13 protein-coding genes and 1 pseudogene are annotated in these 18,503 nt (G+C 41.3%); 6 read left to right on the top strand and 8 right to left on the bottom strand.

Annotated elements, in window-relative coordinates; genetic code table 11:
- Positions 1-17 precede the first annotated feature (17 nt).
- The 3 genes from MoGM_RS05470 to MoGM_RS05480 are packed head-to-tail and all read right to left on the bottom strand — an operon-like array spanning position 18 to position 2,768.
- On the bottom strand, positions 18-1,154 hold the full coding sequence (locus tag MoGM_RS05470) for a TlpA disulfide reductase family protein (RefSeq protein WP_104369110.1): 1,137 nt from the start codon (positions 1,152-1,154) through the stop codon (positions 18-20).
- A 31-nt stretch (positions 1,155-1,185) separates the two neighbouring features.
- Entirely contained in the window at positions 1,186-2,124 is a 939-nt protein-coding gene (locus tag MoGM_RS05475; RefSeq protein WP_104369111.1) for a ribose-phosphate pyrophosphokinase, read from the bottom strand.
- A 35-nt stretch (positions 2,125-2,159) separates the two neighbouring features.
- Positions 2,160-2,768, bottom strand: coding sequence for a thiamine phosphate synthase (locus MoGM_RS05480; RefSeq protein WP_104369112.1), 609 nt, complete (start codon positions 2,766-2,768; stop codon positions 2,160-2,162).
- Between the two features lie 868 nt (positions 2,769-3,636).
- Here MoGM_RS05480 and MoGM_RS05485 point away from each other — a divergent pair.
- From MoGM_RS05485 to MoGM_RS05495, 3 genes are read left to right on the top strand one after another with little or no spacing between them, the layout of a single operon-like run.
- Positions 3,637-4,911 carry a replication-associated recombination protein A gene (locus tag MoGM_RS05485; RefSeq protein ID WP_104369113.1) on the top strand — a complete coding sequence of 425 codons (1,275 nt, stop codon included), beginning with the start codon at positions 3,637-3,639 and terminating at the stop codon, positions 4,909-4,911.
- Between the two features lie 55 nt (positions 4,912-4,966).
- Positions 4,967-5,923: a D-2-hydroxyacid dehydrogenase gene (locus MoGM_RS05490; RefSeq protein WP_104369114.1), complete on the top strand. Its 957-nt coding sequence runs from the start codon at positions 4,967-4,969 to the stop codon at positions 5,921-5,923.
- A complete protein-coding gene (locus tag MoGM_RS05495; RefSeq protein ID WP_104369115.1) occupies positions 5,920-6,540 on the top strand; it encodes a trimeric intracellular cation channel family protein in 621 nt (206 codons plus the stop codon). The genes MoGM_RS05490 and MoGM_RS05495 overlap by 4 nt, the downstream gene beginning before the upstream one ends.
- A gap of 249 nt (positions 6,541-6,789) precedes the next feature.
- Here the strand turns inward: MoGM_RS05495 and MoGM_RS05500 are convergent.
- The 5 genes and pseudogenes from MoGM_RS05500 to MoGM_RS05520 all read right to left on the bottom strand — a co-directional run.
- Positions 6,790-7,938 (bottom strand): annotated as a pseudogene (locus MoGM_RS05500) (DEAD/DEAH box helicase); the annotation flags it as partial.
- Positions 7,938-9,146, bottom strand: coding sequence for an LptF/LptG family permease (locus MoGM_RS05505; protein ID WP_104369117.1), 1,209 nt, complete (start codon positions 9,144-9,146; stop codon positions 7,938-7,940). The pseudogene MoGM_RS05500 and the gene MoGM_RS05505, both read right to left, overlap by 1 nt.
- A gap of 17 nt (positions 9,147-9,163) precedes the next feature.
- Positions 9,164-10,291, bottom strand: coding sequence for a tRNA guanosine(34) transglycosylase Tgt (tgt, locus tag MoGM_RS05510; protein ID WP_104369118.1), 1,128 nt, complete (start codon positions 10,289-10,291; stop codon positions 9,164-9,166).
- On the bottom strand, positions 10,291-12,738 hold the full coding sequence (lon, locus tag MoGM_RS05515; RefSeq protein ID WP_233210178.1) for an endopeptidase La: 2,448 nt from the start codon (positions 12,736-12,738) through the stop codon (positions 10,291-10,293). The genes tgt and lon overlap by 1 nt, the downstream gene beginning before the upstream one ends.
- A gap of 250 nt (positions 12,739-12,988) precedes the next feature.
- Complete coding sequence (locus tag MoGM_RS05520) at positions 12,989-14,506, bottom strand: DUF4301 family protein (RefSeq protein WP_104369119.1); 1,518 nt, start codon at positions 14,504-14,506, stop codon at positions 12,989-12,991.
- A gap of 116 nt (positions 14,507-14,622) precedes the next feature.
- On the opposite strand from MoGM_RS05520, the gene MoGM_RS05525 reads away from it, so the two are divergent.
- The 3 genes from MoGM_RS05525 (at position 14,623) to MoGM_RS05535 (ending at position 18,413) form a co-directional block, all read left to right on the top strand.
- Positions 14,623-16,833, top strand: coding sequence for a bifunctional (p)ppGpp synthetase/guanosine-3',5'-bis(diphosphate) 3'-pyrophosphohydrolase (locus MoGM_RS05525; protein WP_104369120.1), 2,211 nt, complete (start codon positions 14,623-14,625; stop codon positions 16,831-16,833).
- 295 nt (positions 16,834-17,128) lie between these two features.
- Positions 17,129-17,434 (top strand): transposase family protein, encoded by a 306-nt coding sequence (locus MoGM_RS05530; protein WP_104369135.1) that lies wholly within the window; start codon positions 17,129-17,131, stop codon positions 17,432-17,434.
- 133 nt (positions 17,435-17,567) lie between these two features.
- Positions 17,568-18,413 (top strand): transposase, encoded by an 846-nt coding sequence (locus tag MoGM_RS05535; RefSeq protein ID WP_104369134.1) that lies wholly within the window; start codon positions 17,568-17,570, stop codon positions 18,411-18,413.
- Positions 18,414-18,503: the final 90 nt, after the last annotated feature.

The raw sequence follows: 18,503 nt of genomic DNA on the forward strand, positions 1-18,503 counted from the left end.
TATTTGGGGATCCCCGATTATTTCAATTTTGATTGTACAAAAGATTCAAGTTCGGCACCTCGTAGCCCTTTAGCTATTATAGTACCCTTATTGTCTACTATAATAGTTTGTGGAATGGAGCGGACGTTCATCATTTTTGCGGCAGCGTTGTTCCAACCTTCCAAGTCAGAGAGCTGAACCCATTTAATGCCAAGATTTTTGGTTGCGTTTTCCCAATCTTGCTGTTTCTTATCGAGAGAGATACCTATTATCCCGAGCCCTTTGGAGTTATAATCGTTATATAGTTTGACGACGTTCGGCATTTCTTGACGGCATGGTCCGCACCAACTTGCCCAGAAATCGATAACGGTTAGCTTGTGTTTTGCTATTTCACTCATTATGCTTTGGGGCTTGCCGTTGATGTCATTCATCGTGAAGTCGTTTATTTTCTTGCCGATTGCCGTGGTCTGTTCTTTTTCAAGTCGTTGACTGAGCATTTTTATTGTGCTCCTCTGTCTCACTTTCTCCGGCAGAAGGTTTACCAATTCGAGATGTGTGACCGGGTCAAGAACTCCTTCATAATATATGACAATAAAATATCCGAGCTCATTCTTTATATTCTTTTTTGCATAATCGACAATAATATTTTTGAAGTCGTTTCTTAACGCCTTTATTTCTTTTTCCTTTGCGTCAAGTTCGTCTTTGCCTAATTTGTTCTCATAAATAAGCTGTCCTATTCGTTCTATTTTCTGTGCGAGTACGGTCGAACTGTCTACCACTTTCTGCCATTCATTGTTTATAGAGGTACCGGATACTTTTGTGACCGGTCGTTCAGACAAGTATTGTCCGGAAATGGCGGACTGTCGGTCTTTTGATATTTCAATCTTGATTGTACCGGGTTCGATGAAAAAAGGAATGACGAATTTCCGCCGGTATTGGTCTTGGATGGCACAGAGTATGACAGAATCTGCTTGCCCTTCCAGTTCGAATGTTCCGTCTTTCACTACAATTGTATCGCCGGGAATGCCTTTTTCTACATCTGTAATCAGATACAGGATATCTCCGTCGGTCAGTGCCGTACCGCTTCCTTTTATGTGGTATGTATCAGACTGGCAGGCTGCAAACATACAACTTGCAGCCACCAATCCGATGAATGTCATGAAAAATTTGCTCATAAATAAATTTTTGTTATTAAAACTTATCGTATTATACTAAATACAGATTACTGATGCTTTCATTATGGATAACTCTTCTGATAGCTTCGGCAAACATGTCCGCAACGGAAATCTGCTTTACTTTTGCACAACGGTTCGTGTATGGTATTGAGTCTGTGAATACAATCTCTTCCAATGATGAGTTTTGTACGCGCTCACTGGCCGGCCCGCTCATCACGCAGTGGGATGCACAAGCGCGCACGGTCAGTGCACCGGCCTCTTTCATTATGTCGGCTGCCTTTGTTATTGTGCCGGCCGTGTCCACCATATCATCAATGATAATCACATTTTTGTTTTTGACATCTCCGATGATCTGCATGCTCTCAACCACGTTGGCTCGTGCACGTGTTTTATTGCATAGCACGAGCGGACATCCAAAATATTTGGCATAAGTGTTGGCACGTTTTGAACCTCCCACATCCGGTGAGGCGATAACCATGTCTTTGAGTTTTAGACTTTGCAGATATGGCATGATTACACCTGAGGCATACAGATGATCGACTGGTACGTCAAAGAAGCCTTGGATTTGGTCCGCATGCAGGTCCATGGTTATCAGTCTGTCTATTCCGGCGACGCTGAGTAGGTCGGCAATGAGTTTTGCGCCGATACTTACTCTTGGCTTGTCCTTGCGGTCTTGTCTTGCCCATCCGAAATATGGGATTACTGCATTGATAGTGCGTGCCGAGGCTCTTTTGGCTGCGTCTATCATCAGCAGAAGTTCCATCAGATTGTCTGAGTTGGGGAATGTGCTCTGAACGAGGAATACATCGCGGCCGCGAATAGATTCCTCATAAGATACCGAAAACTCGCCATCTGAAAATTTGGTGATGACAAGCTGCCCCAATGGGCAATCCAAACTTTGGCAGATTTTTTCTGCCAAATATCTCGTGCTTGTTCCCGAGAAAACCAAGTAAGAGCTTTTTGTACTCATTGTTTTGTTTGTTATATTCTTTAATAATTTGCTAATCAGTTGATTATCTTACGAAGCCTTTCGAAATGGTTTATCAGTTCCTTGTAGTCAAGTTCGTGATGGATGTTGAACTTGTTCCATAAGTCTTCGCATATTACTACGCCTCCAAATCCGAGGTCTTTTGCCATATATGAGTTTTCCGGGTTTATACCACCTAGGGCATAAACTTTTTTATCTATAAGTCCTTTGCGTGATGCCTCTTTAAGTTCTTCAGCTGAGAATGCGCCTTTTATGCTTTCCCCATTCCGGCAGTCAAACACATTATTAAGAAAAACATAGTCGGATTTCTTTTTAGCGTCTTTGAGCTCTTCTATCGAATGGCATGTGCGGCATACTCGTCCCTTGTATCCTTGTGGTACGGGTTTTATGGCATCATCGATGTGAATGCCCCGTAAGCGATATTCCTCTTTCAGGTAGAAATGCTCATGAACGGTTATCTTACAGTGATAATCATCGTTAAGCAATGTCAGAAGTCGTTCTGAGTATATAGGTGTAGAGTTTGGTTTATATAAATGTAGATTGTCCAAACCCTCATCAAAAAGTGATGTGAGTATCTTGTCTTCTTCCACGAAAAATGTGGGTTGGGTCATGATAATGAGTTTCATATCCGGATATACTCTTTTCGATGTGCAAACTTACACATTTTTTTCGACTTAACGTTAGTCTTTACTTAAAAAAAGCGTGGCTTTATAGGAATTGCTGTTTTTAAACGGTTTGGGTTCAAAGTATTCTCAATATTATTTTATATTTGTTTTGTAAATTAAATGTCACATATTTTTCAAATTAGTATTTGTATATTTATGCGTTTCTTCTTATTATATAAGTGTTTGTATATTTGATGATAAAAGAAAGTACTTTGTTTTTTGATAGGTTATTTGTCTTTTTACATTTGCGTTATGCTTGTTTTGCATTCGGTAACTGGTTGCACTGCGTTTAGTATCCCGTTGCATTGCGTTTAGTATCCCGTTGTAACACAAAAAGCCTCCCAAAGCAGTGCGTTGGGAGGCTTGTAATATGTGGGCTGTAGATATGTGTTATTACAGTCATGTGGTGTACCGGCTATTATAGGTCATACGCCGGTGGCAGCATGGTGCGCATGTGCTTATGATAACTAATGATACAAACGTGTTGTTCGGCTTGTATTCAATGGCAAGAGATTGTGTTTTTTATGATGATTATCATTTTTTACGGTAGGTGATGATTGCATAAACATGCATTTTTCAGGTTTGGTGTCATGTGGCTTTTGTGATTGTTTGTAAAGATATATCATGTCTGGGGATTTTGGGTGGATTTTGTTTAAATCAAAGTTACAAAAAAACTAATGTCTGTGCAAGCCGTATTACTATATATATTACGATATAAATTATGGAGCGGCAATAATTTTTTTCGTGTTGCGTTTGTGAGGCCGGTATGTAAATATTAACCTGTTTCTTTTGGTGTAGTCTTTGATTTGAGTTAACTTTGCAATTAATTATGTCACAACCGTTAGCAGAAAGATTGAGGCCGGGGACACTCGATGACTATATAGGCCAAAAGCATATAGTGGGAGAGGGGGCGGTATTGCGCAGAATGATAGATTCAGGGCGCATATCTTCGTTTATTCTTTGGGGGCCTCCCGGGGTGGGCAAGACCACTTTGGCGCAGATAATAGCAAATAAACTTGAGACACCGTTCTACACACTAAGTGCTGTCACAAGTGGAGTGAAAGATGTGCGTGATGTCATTGAAAAAGCGGGGAAAGGCCGATTTTTCAATGAAGCGTCTCCTATATTGTTTATAGACGAGATACACCGTTTCAACAAGTCACAGCAAGATTCTCTGCTTGGTGCCGTGGAGAAAGGCACTATCACTTTGATTGGAGCCACGACGGAAAATCCCTCGTTTGAGGTTATACGGCCTTTGCTTTCGAGATGCCAGTTGTATGTTTTGAAATCTCTTGAGAAGGAAGATCTGCTCGAACTTCTTGATAGGGCTTTGAAGAAAGACATAGTGTTGAAAGAGCGCAATATTGAGTTGAAAGAGACAGACGCACTATTGCGTTATAGCGGTGGGGATGCCCGCAAACTGTTAAACATACTTGAAATAGTAGTGGAGTCTTCATCGGATTGCGATGTTGTGATAACGGATGATATGGTGGTGGACAGGCTCCAACAAAATCCGCTTGCCTACGATAAGGACGGTGAGATGCACTATGACATAATATCAGCGTTTATAAAGAGCATACGTGGAAGCGATCCGGATGCGGCGCTTTATTGGCTCGCACGGATGATAGAGGGAGGAGAGGATCCTAAATTTATAGCCCGCCGGCTTGTGATCAGTGCAGCTGAGGATATAGGACTGGCCAACCCTAATGCTTTGTTGCTGGCTAACACGGCTTTTGAAGCGGTGAATAAAATAGGATGGCCGGAAGGACGTATACCGTTGGCCGAAGCTACGGTATATCTGGCCACAAGTCCTAAAAGCAACTCGGCTTATCTGGGAATCGATTCGGCTTTGGGGGTGGTGCGCAAGACCGGCAACCTGCCTGTGCCGCTACATCTTAGAAACGCTCCCACCAGACTTATGAAAGACATCGGTTATAGTGACGGATATGTTTATCCACATGATTATCCAGGTAATTTTGCCGCCCAGCAATATTTGCCTGACGAGATACCGGCATTGCGTCTTTGGCACGGTCAGCATAACTCTGCGGAGGAGAAGCATTTGGCGAGGATGCGTTCATGTTGGGGAGAAAGATTTGATGATTGACAGCATGAAATGAGAGAAAAGACAAAAAACAGATGTATTAAGAAACATGTAAAAGATGAAGATTGTAGTATTAGACGGATATAGCGTTAACCCGGGAGACTTGTCATGGGAACCGTTTGAAGACTTGGGTGAACTGACGGTATATCCGAGTACAAAATCGGAAGAGACGATAGCGCGTTCTCTCGGAGCGGAAATTCTTCTTACAAATAAGGTGATTATAGATAAAAATGTGATGGATGCTTTGCCGGATCTGAAATATATAGGTGTCTTGGCAACAGGATATAATGTCGTGGATACGGAAGAGGCGGGAAAACGCGGGATCGTAGTGACCAATATCCCGGCGTATAGTACAGACAGTGTCGCGCAGATGACATTCGCACATTTGCTGAACATAACGAACCGTATTGGTCATTATGCAACTGAAAATAGAAAGGGACGGTGGAGCGGAAACAGGGATTTTTGTTATTGGGATACACAGATACCTGAGCTGTCGGGAAAGACGCTTGGTATTGTCGGGCTTGGAAATATTGGTTTGAAAGTGGCGGAGATAGCCCGTATTTTTGGTATGGACGTATTCGCTTTCACTCATCGTGACGCAAGCTCGATGCCTTCCGGTATTCAGAAAACCACTCTTGACGGACTGTTGTCCACAAGTGATATTCTCACTTTGCATTGTCCGCTTACGGCGGAGACATGTGAGATGATAAACAGTGATACGATAATGAAAATGAAGCGCGGTGCTATATTGATAAACACGGGGCGTGGAAGGCTAGTTAATGAGCGTGATGTGGCTGAAGCTCTTGCAAGCGGCCAACTTGCAGCGTATGGTGCCGATGTTATGTGCGAAGAGCCTCCGTCATCCGATAATCCGTTGTTTGGTGCTCCAAATGCGTTTATAACTCCCCACATAGCATGGGCAACATTAGAAGCTCGCATGAGGTTGATGACTGTCGCGGCAGGAAACGTAAAAGCTTTTATGGATGGATTACCAGTAAATGTAGTTAACGGATGAACGAAGAGATAAACCTTTCAGCTGTACCTTATATAATAGAGTTTCTCGGAACGTTCGCTTTTGCCATATCAGGTATCAGGCATGCGGCAGCCAAGCATTTCGATTGGTTCGGCGGTTATGTGTGCGGCATAGCAGTGGCAATAGGTGGTGGCACGATACGTGACGTGATGTTGGGTGTCACCCCTTTTTGGATGACAGATCCGATATATATGGTTTGTACGGCATTGGCTCTGTGTGTGGTTATTGTGTTTTCGAAGCACATGGAACGGTTGAATAATACTTGGTTTGTGTTTGACACTTTGGGACTGGCTCTTTTTACAATATCCGGGATACAGAAAAGCCATGCATGCGGACAGCCGTTCTGGGTGGCGATAATAATGGGATGTATAACAGGATCGGCAGGTGGGGTGATACGCGATGTGTTGCTTAATAATGAACCGGTGATATTCAGAAAAGAGATTTATGCGATGGCATGTCTGCTTGGAGGAATAACGTATTGGGGACTGTCAGAAATTGATTTTCCGGTCGAGGTAACTGTTATGGCAAGTTTTATTGTAACATGTACAATACGTTTTATTGCGGTGAAATATCATATATCATTGCCGCATCTTAAATGAGAAAGTTATTAATCACCCCATGTCTCAAAAGTTAGCGGAACTTTTGAGACATGGGGTGATTTATATATGTTAGTGAAATCTTCTTTTGGGGGGCAGTTCATTTGCGGATTATATTTCTAACGGTAGTAGGATTTACGGTTATTTCTTTTGGGGCTTTTTCCCGCTACGTCTGCGTCCGTTTCCATTTCCGTTCCCTCTGCCATGGCGTCTTGTCCCACATCTGTTTGACTGAGTGTTCTTTTCCACCTTATACTCCGGACCTTTACCGAGATTTTCAGGAAGCGGATTTTTAGTAATCACTTTCTCAAGGAATTCCTCAATCTGCTGGAACTTATAAATCTCTTTTTCGTTCACGAATGTTATTGCCGCTCCGTCCCTGTCTGCTCTTGCGGTTCGTCCGATGCGGTGAACGTAGTCTTCGCAGTCGTGTGGGACATCGTAGTTTATCACCATTAATATGTCATCAATGTCTATACCTCTGGAAACTATATCTGTGGCTACGAGTACGTCTTTCATTCCAGCCTTGAATTTGAACATCACTTCGTCTCGTTCTTGCTGTGTGAGATCGCTGTGCATCTGGCAGCAGTTTATTTTCAGGTTTCGCAGTTCGCGGGCAATATCTTTTACTTTGTCTTTCTTACCGGAGAAAATAATGACCCTTTTTAATTGGTTTGTAGCAAAAAGATGTTTTATTATTCCAATTTTCTGTGTGTCATAGCAAACGTATGCCGATTGTTTTATTTTTTCGGCCGGCTTGCTCACCGCTATCTTAATCTCAACAGGATTATTGAGAATAGTACGTGCAAGTTGCTGTATTTTATCCGGCATCGTGGCGGAGAACATGATTGTTTGTCGTTCTTTCGGCAGTTTGGCGACAATTTGCATTATATCATCGCTGAATCCCATATCAAGCATACGGTCAGCCTCATCGAGTACAAAAAAACTTACTTTACTCAAATCTATGTGTCCCATTCGGATATGGCTGAGCAGTCGTCCAGGAGTAGCTATTACAACATCAGCACCCATCCGCAGACTTTTCATCTCTTGATCGTATCTGTTTCCGTCGTTTCCTCCATATACGGCAACGCTGCTTATGCTGTCAAGATAATAACCGAAGCCTTGCATTGCCTGGTCTATTTGTTGGGCAAGCTCTCTTGTCGGTGACATAATAATGCAGTTAATGGCGTCTTTGGGATATTCGCCGTCATCGAGCATGCTTAATATCGGCAGCAAATATGCAGCTGTCTTACCGGTTCCTGTCTGTGCAACTCCAATGACATCATTGTAATCCAATATTTCAGGTATACACTTTTCTTGTATCGGTGTACAATCCTCAAAACGCATGTCATAGAGTGCGTCCAGTATGTTGTCATTTAAAAATGTATCTTCAAATTTCATTAATTAGGTGCTTTTTTATAACAAAAATATGCAATTATAAAATATAGTAGGTTTGGAATCCATGCAGCAATTACCGGTGGGGTATTTGCGTTGATGGCAAAAGTGGAACTTACTGTTTGCAGAAGTATATAAGAAAAACTCAAAATCAGACCGATACCGAGATATAACCCCATTCCGCCCTTGCGCTTTCTGGCACTAAGGCTCAGTCCTATGATGGTGAGAATGAACGATGCGAAACACGTGGCTATTCGCTTGTGATACTCTACCTCATATTGAACTACATTACCGGAGCCGCGGTCTTTTTGTTTAGATATGTAGCGTTTGAGTTCTGGACTTGTGAAAGTTTCTTGTTGTCCCTTGCTGAAAACGAGATCCATAGGCTCCATCATTATTGTTGTGTCTTTCTCAAATCCGGATGTGATATGTTCCTTCATTCCTTTTAATGTTCTTATTTTGTAGCTGATGGCTTTCCAGTGATAGCGTGAATCGGATATGGTGTCGTATTTGATCACATTGGCTGTCATTTGACTTACAAGTTTTTTGTTCTCGAATTTGTATAGCGAGAAACCAAATCCGGTCTTTGTCTTGTCGTCGTATTGAGCTATATATGCAATAACTCCTTTACCCACTTGAAGTTGTATGTTTGTGGCTGACGTTTGTTTTTTGCTGTTCTTATATTGAGATTCGAAGTTATGGCGTATTACAGTACCTTTGGGAATGATGTAAGAACCAAGATAAAAATTCAATACGGATATCATCGCGGCCGAAATCATGTATGGTCTTAGCAGGCGCTTAAAACTCATGCCACATGCCAACATCGCTATAATCTCTGAGTTACCGGCAAGTTTGGATGTGAAAAAAATAACGGCAATGAAAACGAACAACGGACTGAACAGGTTGGCGTAGTATGGCACGAAATTAGCATAGTAGTCAAAGATTATGGCTCGTAAAGGTGCGTGATATACGCTGAACTTGGCCAGATTATCATTAATATCCAATACAATGGCTATACTTATGATAAGGAATATTGAATAGATATATGTTCCGATGAACTTTTTTATGATATATCTGTCGAGACGTTTGATATACCTGAATGGATTGAAAATGCCAAGTTTGTGTATGACATGACTGTAACATCCGTTGTATTGGTCTGTCGAATGCCGGAATTTTAGTATCTTATGCAATGGGTTACTATTATAGAATCTCATGTCTATAAAAACAGTTATTAAACTCTTCGGCCTAAATCATCTATGACACTACGCTTCCATGCAACAAAATCTCCTTGTTCGATATGGTGTCTTGCGTCGGTAACGAGTCTTATATAGAAAGCAAGATTATGGATGCTGGCTATTTGCATGGCGAGAAGTTCCTGTGCCTTGAACAAATGATGAAGATATGCTTTTGTATATATACGGTCAGTTTCACATCCATCCTGGTCTATAGGTGAAAAGTCGTCTTCCCATTTTTTATTGCGCATGTTCATTGTTCCGTTGTATGTAAAGAGCATCGCATTTCGTCCGTTGCGTGTTGGCATGACGCAATCGAACATATCTACGCCGCGCTCAATAGCTTCGAGAATGTTCTGTGGGGTCCCTACGCCCATCAAATATCTTGGCTTTTCTTTTGGAAGAACCTCATTGACAACTTCAATCATATCGTACATGACTTCTGTCGGTTCGCCAACAGCCAGACCTCCGATGGCATTTCCGTCAGCATCTTTGTCTGCAATGTATTTTGCCGCATCACGACGCAAATCTTTAAACGTGCATCCTTGAACTATGGGAAATAAAGTTTGCTCATATCCGTACAAAGGCTCGGTTTCATTGAAACGTTTTATACACCTGTCAAGCCAGCGTTGTGTGAGTGCCAGGCTCTTTTTCGCATATTGATAATCACTGTTTCCGGGAGGACATTCATCAAATGCCATTATGATGTCAGCACCGATGGCACGTTCAGTATCCATAACGTTTTCCGGAGTAAAGATATGTTTTGAGCCATCTATGTGTGATCTGAATTCACATCCTTCCTCACGCAGTTTTCGTATACCAGTGAGCGAAAAGACTTGAAATCCGCCAGAATCCGTTAATATAGGTCTGTCCCATCCTCCGAAACGGTGAAGACCTCCCGCCTTTTTAAGAATATCAAGTCCGGGACGCAGATACAGATGATATGTATTGCCTAATATTATTTGGGCTTTGACTTGCTCTCTCAACTCTGAGAAATGAACACCTTTCACACTGCCACAAGTTCCTACCGGCATGAAGATAGGTGTTTTTATCACGCCGTGTGCAGTGGTGATAATACCTGTTCGTGCGTCTGACGAACTGTCGGTATGCAGTAATTGGAATTCCATTATTTCTTATCTTCCTCTATTTCAAATATTAAAGGATTGTCAACAGTTTCCTCTGTGAGGGCAAAGTCCCATACGTCTTGGACATTTTCCACATAATGGAAAGTGATACCTTTAAGGTAGACATCAGGAATTTCATCTATGTCTTTCTTGTTTTCGCGACACATTAAAATATCCGTTATGCCGGCTCTTTTGGCTGCTAATATCTTTTCTTTTATTCCTCCGACAGGCAATACTTTTCCTCTCAGTGTTATTTCACCTGTCATGGCCGTATTCTTTCTTACTTTGCGTTGGGTAAGTGCCGATGCTATAGATGTTGCAATGGTTATTCCGGCAGAAGGCCCGTCCTTGGGAGTGGCGCCTTCAGGGACATGAATGTGAATGTTCCAATTATCGAAAATCCTGTAGTCGATATTCAATTTGTCAGCATGTGCTTTTACGTATTCCAGTGCGAGTACAGCCGACTCTTTCATTACGTCTCCCAGATTTCCGGTAAGTGTAAGCTTGGTTCCTTTTCCTTTGCTCATGCTTGTCTCTATGAACAATATCTCTCCGCCCACACTTGTCCATGCCAAACCGGTTACGACTCCCGCATAAGAGTTTCCCTGATAAATATCCCGATAGTAGGGGGGCTTTCCGAGAAGGCTTTCAATTTCAGTAGGAGAAATCTTATTATATGGCAATAAGCCTTCTTTGGCTTTTGTGAAAGCGAGTTTTCTCAAAGCCTTGTTTATTTGCTTTTCAAGTTGACGAACTCCGCTTTCTCTTGTGTATTGCTCTATTATTTTTTCAATCGCAGACTTATTGAAAGCCAATTTTTTTTCATCCAACAGGCCGGTACTGTCTTTTTCTTTTGGAATAAGATGCCTTTTGGCAATCTCGATCTTCTCTTCTGTGATATAACCGCTTACCTCTATAATTTCCATGCGGTCAAGCAATGGTCTTGGTATTGTATTAAGTTCATTTGCCGTAGCAATGAAGAGTACTTTCGACAGATCATAGTCCACATCGAGATAATTATCGTGAAAAGCTGTATTTTGTTCAGGATCGAGAACTTCGAGCAATGCTGAAGCTGGATCTCCATTGACTGTATTTTGTGTTACTTTGTCAATTTCATCAAGAATGAAAACCGGATTGGAAGAGCCTGCTTTTTGTATGTTCTTTATTATTCTTCCGGCCATGGCACCGATATATGTACGCCTGTGACCTCTTATTTCGGCTTCATCGTGTAATCCGCCAAGAGACATACGCACATATTTCCTGTTCATTGCATCGGCGATACTTTTTCCGAGACTGGTTTTTCCGACTCCCGGAGGGCCATAGAGGCACAAGATGGGTGATTTCAGGTCTCTGCGCAGACTCAAAACGGCAATGTATTCAAGGATTCTTTCCTTTACCTTCTCCATTCCATAATGGTCTTTATCAAGGACTTTCTGTGCTTTTGTTATGTTTAGGTCGTCTTCTGTATATTCATTCCAAGGAAGTGAGACAAATGTCTGGAGATAAGTGAGTTGTATGTTATACTCCGGACTTTGTGGATTTAATTGGTCGAGTTTGTCCAGTTCCTTCATGAATATAGTCTCGACATCCTCATTCCAAAGTTTTGTTGCAGCTTTATCCAGTAACTCTTTTCTTTCCGGTGAGCCGTCGCCGTTACCTATCTCAGCCTGGATATTCTTTATCTGTTGTTGTAAAAAGTAGTTTTTCTGTTGCTCGTCTATGTCATCACGAGTCTTATTTCTTATATCCTGTTTAAGACTCTGAAGCGCAAGTTCTCTGTTTATTATTCTCAAAGTATAGAAGAGCCTGTCTTTGATGGAGTCCATTTCCAATAATTCCATCTTTTCTTTTATCGAGAATAGCATATTGGAACATATAAAGTTCAATGCCATGACATCGTTGTTCACATTCTTGATGGCAAAGGTTGCCTCTTCTGGAATATCGTCGTTGATTTTTACGTATTCGGCAGTAGTGTTACGTAAATCTTCTATTGCGGTTGTAAACTCACTGTCGTTATTATCAGGAAAAGTTTCATGCGCAACTTCAACCTTACCTGTAAGATAAGGTTTTTTGCGTATGATAGAAGTTAGTTTCAGTCTGCCTAACCCTTGTATAATTGCAGTGATATTATTATTTGGCAGGCTGAGAATCTTTACTACTTTTGCAAAAACTCCGTATTCGTAAAGGTCATTTTTGGAGGGTTCGTCTATATCCGGATCTTTTTGGCATACAATGCCTATGAGTGTACCGGAAGCTTCTGCTTTTTTTATCAACGTCATGCTTGATTCCCTACCGATAAGTATAGGAGAAACCACACCAGGGAAAAGCACAAGATTTCTTACAGCAAGTATGGGCATGCTTTCCGGCATGTTTATATTGGAAAGGTCGCTGAAATCGCCTTCTATATCGGCAATCATTGAGAATGCCTTGTTATTTTGCTTATTACTCATTACTTATTTAATAATTCAAAAGTGCAAAGTTACTAAATATCAGCGTAAAAACAGAAAAAAAAGGTAAAGAATGAAATGAAAGCGTGTAAATATCTTGTAAAGTACTAGTTTGGTTTATACAAAAGCATGTAATGTGGATAGTGTATTTAAATACATATACTATATGTGCCCGTACTTGAAAAAATAATTCATGTACGGGCACAAAGCACTGTAAGTTTGTATTGTTTGTTCTGGTAAAACCGTTTTTTATTTATTGGTGTTGCTCACGTAATAAATCATTAACTGTTTTTACCGGATTGAATGTTGATAGCGGTACTTCTACGAATATCGTATTCCAATCGCTCATAGCACCGTTCCACAGTCCTGGCAGTTCAAGTGCTTTCAGTTCTTTGCCGTCCTTGCTCTTACTGCTGATAAATCCTGTTGCCTTGTCAACGAAATCAGGTAGGTTGAAAGATTTTCCTTTATAGTCTTTTACGGCACACACAAGGTCGACAGGATTGAAATGTGTTCCAGTAGTAAACATTTTCATATATTCTTGATTGTTCTTGTCAATCTGGCTGCTTTCCAATATTTGGAGGCTTACGGTACCGTCTTGATTGTAAGTAAGGAATGGACCTCCACCGGGTTCACCTACGTTTTTGACAACACCGCATACACGCATAGGACGATTGAGCTTTTCTTTGAGATAAATCACAAGTTCCGTATCTTCAAGATGCTTTATGTCTGATTTTCTACAGCATAATTCTTGCTGTACGAAACGTATTATCTCTTCAAGTTTTTCGTGGTTATATTTGCCGGAGTCAAGCGTGTTTAGGTGCTCGAATGCCTTTTTCTGCAATGAGACGAGAATGCCGGCAATGACTTGCTTGTATTCAATTGTGTCTGCTTTCAACCTGTCCGGTACTACATTATCGATGTTCTTGATGAATATTACGTCTGCGTCAATGTCGTTGAGGTTCTCTATCAGAGCTCCGTGTCCTCCGGGACGGAACAGAAGGCGTCCGTCGGTGGTTCTGAACGGAGTGTTGTCCGCATTTGCCGCAATGGTGTCTGTACTTGATTTCTGTTCAGAGAAAGTTATATTGTAATTAATATTGTATTTTTTTGCATATTTGTCTGATTGTTGAGATACTTTTTTCTCAAAAAACTCCATGTGTTCGTTGCTTACAGTGAAATGTACATTTGCTTCTCCATTACTTGCCGCATATAGAGCACCTTCTACAAGATGTTCTTCCATGGGAGTGCGTGCCCCATCCTCATATTTGTGGAAAATCAGCATGCCTTTTGGAAGTTGGCCATAGTTAAGTCCTTTACTTTCAAGCATGTTGGAAACAACAGCTTTATAGTTGTTCTCGCTTATAAGTTCTTTTATTCCTTTTTTCTCGTTTTTGAGACAGATGTCATCAAGTGCGTCATAGAATGCGAATTTTTCTATATTATTGAAGTAATGCTTCTCAAAATCGGTTGACGGTGTATCATAATCGGAGGTAAGGAAAGTGAACATATCTTTAAACATGCGGCTTGCCGCTCCCGAGGCAGGGACGAACTTTACGATTTTATGACCTTCGGCTTTGTAGTTGTTCCATTTTTTTTCGAAATCGGAACGCTCATCGGTGTTTGGTGAGATTATTCCTTGTGAGATGCTTGCCGCAGCTTCCAACTTAAGGAATGGAAATCCCGTTTTGAATTGTTTTAACTGTGTCTCGATTTGTTCAGCAGTCATGCCTTTGGCGGCAATTTGTTTAAGGTCTTCTTGTGATAACATAATTTATTGTGTTATTAGTAATAATGCAGCAAATGTAGTAACTTTTTATCTAAAAACCGAATAAATCGGATAAAAATCGTATCTTTGCAATAATATATTAACATACGGGTGTAATTATGGTTGAAAGATTGGATTTTACGGCAGAGGAACTAAAAAAAACGCTTGATATATATAAAAATATTAAGGTAGTTATTGGTTCTTCTCTTATTGATGGTGATGAAGAAAAAGTACGTAAACATTTGATAAACTCTATTGAATGCAATCAGGTGGGGCGTGATGCTTTTGGGCTTAATCCGATACTTTTTAGTTTTCAGGCAGCTCAGATTGTTGTTGATGAGATTGGATTGAAGCGTGATGCCGTGCTTGCAGTCTTGTTGCATCCGAGTGTATCCGGTGGATTTGTTTCTATAGAAGAAGTCAATTGGGAATTTGGTGAGGCTGTGTCACGTATTCTTCATGGTTTGCAGCGAATTTCAGATTTGTACTCCAAAAATCCGGTTATCGAGAGTGAGAATTTCCGTAATCTTCTTCTGTCGTTTGCCGAAGATATGCAGGTTATTCTTATTATGATAGCGTCTCGTGTCAATCTTATGCGTCAGATAAGGGATTGTCAGAACATGGAAAGCAAATCAAGGGTATCGGAAGAAGCGGCTTATTTATATGCTCCGTTGGCCCATAAACTTGGGTTGTATAAGTTGAAGAGTGAGCTTGAAGATTTGTCATTGAAGTATCTTGAACATGATGCTTATTATATGATAAAAGATAAATTGAGTGCCACGAAAGCTGCGCGTGATAAATATATAGAGAGCTTTATTGGTCCGATTGAAGAGAAACTGGCTCTTGCCGGATTAAGATTTCACATGAAAGGCCGTACCAAGAGTATCCATTCTATCTGGCAGAAGATGAAGAAACAGAAGTGCGGTTTCGAGGGGATATATGACCTTTTCGCCATTCGTATTATTATAGATACCGATGTTGAGAAAGAGAAAATGCAGTGCTGGCAGGCCTATTCGATAGTTACTGATATGTATCAGCCCAATCCGAAACGTTTGCGTGACTGGCTTTCCGTTCCGAAATCAAATGGATATGAGAGTCTGCATATAACGGTGCTCGGTCCGGAACAGAAATGGGTGGAGGTGCAGATACGTACCGAACGTATGGATGAGGTTGCCGAGCGCGGTGTGGCAGCCCATTGGAGATACAAAGGTATAAAGGGTGAGACAGGCTTGGACGAGTGGCTGACAAATATCCGTAATATACTTGAGACGAGCGATGGCTTGCAGGTGATGGATCAGTTTAAGATGGATCTTTATGAGGATGAGGTGTTTGTCTTTACACCGAGAGGAGATCTGTTTAAATTTCCTAAAGGTTCTACCGTGCTTGATTTCGCATATCATATCCATTCGAAAATTGGAAATAGCTGTACCGGCGCTCGAATAAACAATAAGGTAGTATCACTGCGTGAGAGGTTGCAGAGTGGAGATCAGGTGGAGATAATGACATCAACTACTCAGAAGCCGAAGCAGGACTGGCTTAATATCGTAAAGACATCAAGGGCAAAGTCAAAAATACGTCTTGCGTTAAAGGAGACACAAGTTAAGGAAGGGTTGTTTGCCAAGGAGATGATAGAGCGCAAATTTAAGAATCGTAAGATTGAGATAGAAGAGTCTTTGATGGCCCGTCTTATTAAGAAACTCGGGTTTAAGGAAGTAAGTGATTTCTACAAGCAGATATCCGACGGTTCTCTTGATGTCAATACCATAATAGATAAATATCTTGAAATACAGGCTCGTGATACGGGTCTGGTATCTGACGGTCCGTCAAGAAGTGCCGAGGAGTTTAATTTTCAGAATGAGACTGAACAGAAAAACAAGATAAACGATGATGTTCTCGTAATCGATAGAAACCTGAAAGGACTTGATTATCAGCTTTCCAGGTGTTGCCAGCCAATATACGGAGACGACGTCTTTGGCTTTGTCACTGTCAGTGGCGGTATCAAGATACATCGTTGCGATTGTCCTAACGCCGCAGAGCTACGCAAGCGTTTTGGCTACCGTATCGTAAAGGCGAGGTGGAGTGGCAAGGGTGCGTCTCAGTATTCAATAACCTTGCGTGTCATAGGAAATGATGATATAGGCATCGTGAACAATCTTACAAGTATAATCAGTAAGGACGAGAAACTGACATTGCGCAGCATCAGCATAGACAGTAACGACGGTCTGTTTAGGGGCAATCTGGTTATAATGATTGATGATACGTCTAAGTTGGAGGCTCTTATTAGAAAACTGCGTACCGTGAAAGGTGTGAAACTTGTTGAGCGAATATAGTTTTTATATGTCGGCTATGCTAAAGTAGGCGGCTTTCTCTTTATGGTGTATGGCGCTCTTGTCCCTATGCCTGAAATATTAATTGAATTAAGAATGAAAAGAACAGTGAAATTTTATGTTTCTTTGCCATGCTGTTCTGTTTTGCAAGTATGGATGCGGAAAAGGGGGCAGTGCGAAAACCCTGTGAGTATGTTATGTTAATACTCATCTTTGCGTTCAAATTAAAATTATTTGCCCAATGCCTTCCAATCGCAACCTACATAAGTTATTACGAGTCATCTTCCCCGAAGTTTTAATGGAGTATTTCGAGATCTCCGGTTGGTATGACGACTCTGTCAAAATCGAAGTCTGGCTTGATGAAAAACACCACATGGAACGTTCAGATTACAAGAGTGGAACCGTGATCTCACATGGTTTTACCGATGAGAAAGTGATTCAGGACTTTCCCCTGCGTGGTAAACCTGTTTATCTCCATGTAAGACGTCGTCGCCGGTATGACAAAGCTACCGGGGAAACTTTTTCCTATACCTACGATGATCTTACGGTCGAAGGAACGAAACTCACTCCTGAGTTCGTTGCTTTTTTAAAAGAAGAAGATTGAAACTACCGCTGCCGGCATAACCTCCATGGCAGCTGCTTGTGGGGTAAACGGTAAACAGTTAACTTCACAGTACAAGGCCTTTATCAGCCAATACAGAGAATGGGACCGGTTAGATCATGCCTCAGAATATGTCCTGTTCAAACAAAACATAGGTCCCAGCCTTTGTATTGACGAGACTTCTTTGAGCTGTGGAGAATTATATACCGTTGTCACTAACCGTGCGGGACGTGGTGGCAGAGGTACACTTGTGGCCATGATACGTGGCACGAAGTCTGAAGAAGTCATAAAGGTGCTTGAAATGATTCATGTCTCCAAGCGTAAGAGAGTCAAAGAGGTCACTTTGGATCTTTCACCGGCCATGATGCGGATTGTCCGGACTGCTTTTCCCAACGCTACTATGACCAATGACCGTTTTCATGTACAGAAACTCTTTTATGAGGCAATTGATGAACTTAGGATTACTTATCGCTGGATGGCACGGGATTTGGAGAACGATGAAATTCAGCGGTGCAGAGAGCAAAATATAGAGTATGTTCCGTTTCGATATGCCAATGGTGATACCCGTAAGCAGCTGCTGGCAAGGGCTAAATATGTACTTGTCAAGCATTATAGTAAATGGACTGAATCCCAAAGAATACGTGCGGAAATCATATTCGCATATTATCCGGAACTGAAATCAGTTTACGGCTTGGCTATAGAGTTGACCGATATATATAATAAGCACTATGACAAGGATGTGGCACGTGGAAAGCTTGCCTTGTGGTATAATAAAATAGAAAAGCTTGGATACGGATGTTTCAGAACCGTAACAAATATCATGCAGAACTATTATGAAACAATATTAAACTATTTCGTTAATAGGGAAACCAATGCGTTTGCAGAATCATTCAATGCAAAAATTAAAGCGTTCAGAGCACAGTTTAGGGGAGTTGGAGATATACCATTCTTTATTTTTAGATTATGCAAACTAACAGGGTAAATTTAACATACCAACAGGGTTTTTGGGCTGACCCGGTTTTTGGGGGTCAGCGGATTTTTCCGGTGGGCGGGAGAGAGTATCAAGAGTATA

The sequence above is a fragment of the Prevotella sp. MGM1 genome (assembly GCF_002933775.1).
Classification (GTDB): Bacteria; Bacteroidota; Bacteroidia; order Bacteroidales; family Bacteroidaceae; genus Prevotella.